The organism is Mycobacterium sp. E3298 (assembly GCF_001666895.1).
In the GTDB taxonomy this organism is placed as follows: domain Bacteria; phylum Actinomycetota; class Actinomycetes; order Mycobacteriales; family Mycobacteriaceae; genus Mycobacterium.
In genome coordinates, this window is sequence record NZ_LZJB01000466.1 from 1 (window position 1) to 3,445 (window position 3,445).

General features: G+C 73.7%; 5 protein-coding genes. 3 read left to right on the forward strand and 2 right to left on the reverse strand.

Annotated features, from left to right (window positions below):
- Nucleotides 1-148, reverse strand: a 148-nt coding sequence (locus A9X05_RS31775) for a hypothetical protein (RefSeq protein WP_197499160.1), incomplete at its 3' end; no start/stop codon positions are given.
- Nucleotides 149-955: a purine-nucleoside phosphorylase gene (locus A9X05_RS21550; RefSeq protein WP_067752363.1), complete on the reverse strand. Its 807-nt coding sequence runs from the start codon at nucleotides 953-955 to the stop codon at nucleotides 149-151. It abuts the gene before it with no gap.
- 104 nt (nucleotides 956-1,059) lie between these two features.
- On the opposite strand from A9X05_RS21550, the gene A9X05_RS21555 reads away from it, so the two are divergent.
- The 3 genes from A9X05_RS21555 to A9X05_RS21565 form a co-directional block, all read left to right on the forward strand.
- Entirely contained in the window at nucleotides 1,060-1,677 is a 618-nt protein-coding gene (locus A9X05_RS21555) for a cutinase family protein (RefSeq protein ID WP_231969173.1), read from the forward strand.
- A 36-nt stretch (nucleotides 1,678-1,713) separates the two neighbouring features.
- Nucleotides 1,714-2,904, forward strand: a complete 1,191-nt coding sequence (locus tag A9X05_RS21560; RefSeq protein WP_067752370.1) for a M20 family metallopeptidase — start codon at nucleotides 1,714-1,716, stop codon at nucleotides 2,902-2,904.
- A partial coding sequence (locus A9X05_RS21565; RefSeq protein ID WP_156736883.1) for an amidohydrolase occupies nucleotides 2,901-3,445 on the forward strand: 545 nt, incomplete at its 3' end. The genes A9X05_RS21560 and A9X05_RS21565, both read left to right, overlap by 4 nt.

Consider the following 3,445-nt stretch of genomic DNA (forward strand, 5'->3'; position numbering starts at 1 on the left):
GCGGCCGCGCGAAACGCGCCGCCAGCTCGTCGGGCGCGCACGCGGCCAGCTCGGCGGCCGTCGCCGGGTCGGGATCGTGTGCGATCCACTCCGCCGCGGCGACCGCGAGCCGGGCGTCGCCGGAGGCCGAGGGTCGCTCGGGCGCCATCTAAAACCGGGCCACGACGTCGGCCAGCAGCGCACCCATCCGGCTCGCCGACGCGGCGCCCGCGGCGAGCACCTCGGCGTGGCTCAGCGGCTCGCCGCTGATCCCGGCGGCCAGGTTGGTCACCAGCGACACCCCCAGCACCTCGGCGCCGGCGGCCCGCGCGGCGATGGTCTCGTGCACGGTGGACATCCCGACCAGGTCGGCGCCCAGCGCCCGCAGCATGCGCACCTCGGCGGGGGTCTCGTAGTGCGGCCCCGGCAGGCCGGCGTAGACCCCCTCGGCCAGCCCGGGGTCGCCCTGGCGGGCCAGGTCCCGCAGCCGCGGCGCGTAGGCGTCGGTCAGGTCCACGAACTGCGGGCCGACCAACGGCGAGCGGGCGGTCAGGTTGAGGTGGTCGCTGATCAGCACCGGCTGGCCGACCGTCAGGTCCGGCCGCAGGCCGCCGGCGGCGTTGGTGAGCACGACGATGCGCGCCCCCGCCGCGCAGGCGGCCCGCACCGGATGCACCACGTGGCACAGGTCGTGACCCTCGTAGGCGTGCACGCGGCCAACGAGCACCAGCACCCGGCGCTCGCCGATGCGCGTCGACATCAGTTCGCCGGTGTGCCCGACCGCGGTCGGCGGCGCGAACCCGGGCACGTCGGCCTGGGGCAGCACCGCGGTCGGCGAGCCCAGGGCGGCGACCGCCGGGCGCCATCCCGATCCGAGTACGACGGCCACGTCGTGCTCGGGGACTCCGGTGCGCTCCGCGATGACCTCCGCCGCCAATCGCGCCAGTTCGGTGGGGTCGGAAGCGGGGTCGCTCACAGTCGGGGAGCTTAGCGCCGCGACGGCCCGCGCCGGCATATGTGAAAATCTGCCGCATGAAACTTCCTAGGTGGCAGGTGGTCGGCCTGGCCGTCGCCGTTGCGGTGTCACTGTTTTCGATTGCGAGCGGCCGGCCGCCGGTGGCGCGGGCCGACGGATGCCCCGATGTCCAACTCATCTTCGCCCGCGGCACCGCCGAGCCGCCGGGCCTCGGGGTGGCCGGAGATGCGCTGCTCGACGCCCTGCGGCCCGCCCTCGGCTCGCGCAGCGTCGACGCCTACCCGGTGAACTACCCGGCCAGCTACAACTTCCTGCAGACCGCCGACGGCGCCAACGACGCGCGCGACCACATCGCGCAGATGGTCGACCAGTGCCCCGGGACGCGGCTGGTGCTCGGCGGCTTCTCGCAGGGCGCCGCCGCGGTGTCGATGCTGGCCGGGGTGCCGCCGCTGGGCGAGCGGATCGGCAACTTCGGATCGGCCCCCGCGCTGGATCCCGGCCTGGCCAACAAGGTGGCGGCGGTCGCGGTGTTCGGCAACCCCGGAAACCGCTTCAACACGCCCTTGTCGACGACGGGTCTGTTCGCCGGCCGCGCCATCGACATCTGCAGCCCCGGTGACCCGGTGTGCGTGGTCGGCGGCCGCGACCGGGATGCGCACCACGATTACGGGGTGCCGCCGTACCCCGGGCAGGCGGCGGGATTCATCGCCGGGCTGGTGTAGGCCCGGGGCCTAAGGTCGCGGTGGGATACTGCGAGGATGCCCACCGCATTGGACGACCCGTCAAACAGGGTCGAGGAAGTCGTGCGGCGACGTGGCTCCGACCTGGTTGAGCTGTCCCACGCCATCCACGCCGAGCCCGAGCTGGCGTTCGCCGAGCATCGCAGCTGCGCGAAGGCGCAGGCATTGGTCGCCGAGCGTGGTTTCGCGATCACCGCGTCGGCCGGTGGACTGGACACCGCCTTCCGCGCCGACTTCGGCAGCGGCCCACTGACCGTCGGGGTCTGCGCCGAATACGACGCACTGCCCGAGATCGGTCACGCCTGCGGCCACAACATCATCGCCGCGTCGGCCGTGGGCACCGCGCTGGCGCTGGCCGAGGTCGCCGACGAACTGGGCCTGCGGGTGGCGCTGATCGGCACCCCCGCCGAGGAGATGGGCGGCGGCAAGGCGCTGCTGCTGCGCGCCGGGGTGTTCGACGACGTCGCGGCGGCGGTGATGCTGCATCCCGGTCCCGCCGACATCGCCGCGGCCCGCTCGCTGGCGCTGTCGGAGGCGACCGTGCACTACCGTGGCAAGGAATCCCATGCCGCCGTCGCGCCGCATCTGGGGATCAACGCCGCCGACGCCGTGACCGTCGCGCAGGTGGCCGTCGGGCTGTTGCGGCAGCAACTGGCCCCGGGTCAACTGGTGCACGGGATCGTCACCGACGGCGGACAGGCGGTCAACGTCATCCCCGGGCGCGCGACGCTGGAGTACGCGATGCGGGCGTTCGAGTCGGATTCCCTGAGACAGCTGGAGGGCAGGATGTACGCGTGCTTTGCCGCGGGCGCGCTGGCCACCGGCTGCGAATACGAGATCGACAACCCGGCGCCCGCCTACGACGAACTCCGGCCCGACGAATGGCTGGCCGACGTGTTCCGCGACGAGATGTGCCGGCTCGGCCGCGAGCCGGTGGCCCGCGAGGTCGAAGCGGCGCTGCCCATGGGCAGCACCGACATGGGCAACGTGACGCACGTGCTGCCGGGGATCCATCCGATCGTCGGGCTCGACGCAGGCGGCGCCACGGTGCACCAGCGCGCCTTCGCCACCGCCGCGGCCGGCCCCAGCGGCGACCGCGCCGTCGTCGAGGGCGCAATCATGTTGGCCCGCACGGTCGTTCAGCTGGCCCAAACACCCGCCCAGCGTGACCGGGTGCTGGCCGCGCGAGAACGGCGGGCGCACCCATGAGCCTGGCCGACGCCGCCACGTCCTGGCTGGCCGCACACCACGACGACCTCGTCGAGTGGCGCAGGCACATCCACCGCTACCCCGAGCTGGGCCGCCAGGAGTACGCCACCACCCAGTTCGTCGCCGAGCGGCTGGCCGACGCCGGGCTGAACCCCAAGGTGCTGCCGGGTGGCACCGGACTGGTCTGCGACCTGGGCCCCGAGCACGAACCGAGGATCGCCCTGCGGGCCGACATGGACGCGCTGCCCATGGCCGAGCGGACCGGCGCGCCGTACACCTCGACCATGCCCAATGTCGCGCACGCCTGCGGGCACGACGCCCACACCGCCATCCTGCTGGGCACCGCGCTGACCCTGGCGTCGGTGCCGGAGCTGCCGGTCGGCGTGCGGTTGATCTTCCAGGCCGCCGAGGAGCTGATGCCCGGCGGTGCGATCGACGCCATCGCCGCCGGCGCCATCACCGGGGTCTCGCGGATCTTCGCCCTGCACTGCGACCCGCGGCTGGAGGTCGGCAAGATCGCGGTCCGGCACGGGCCGATCAC

Excerpts from the sequence above, each read along its gene's own strand:
- A9X05_RS21560 (WP_067752370.1), top strand. The coding sequence starts at position 1,714 with ATGCCCACCGCATTGGACGACCCGTCAAACAGGGTCGAGGAAGTCGTG.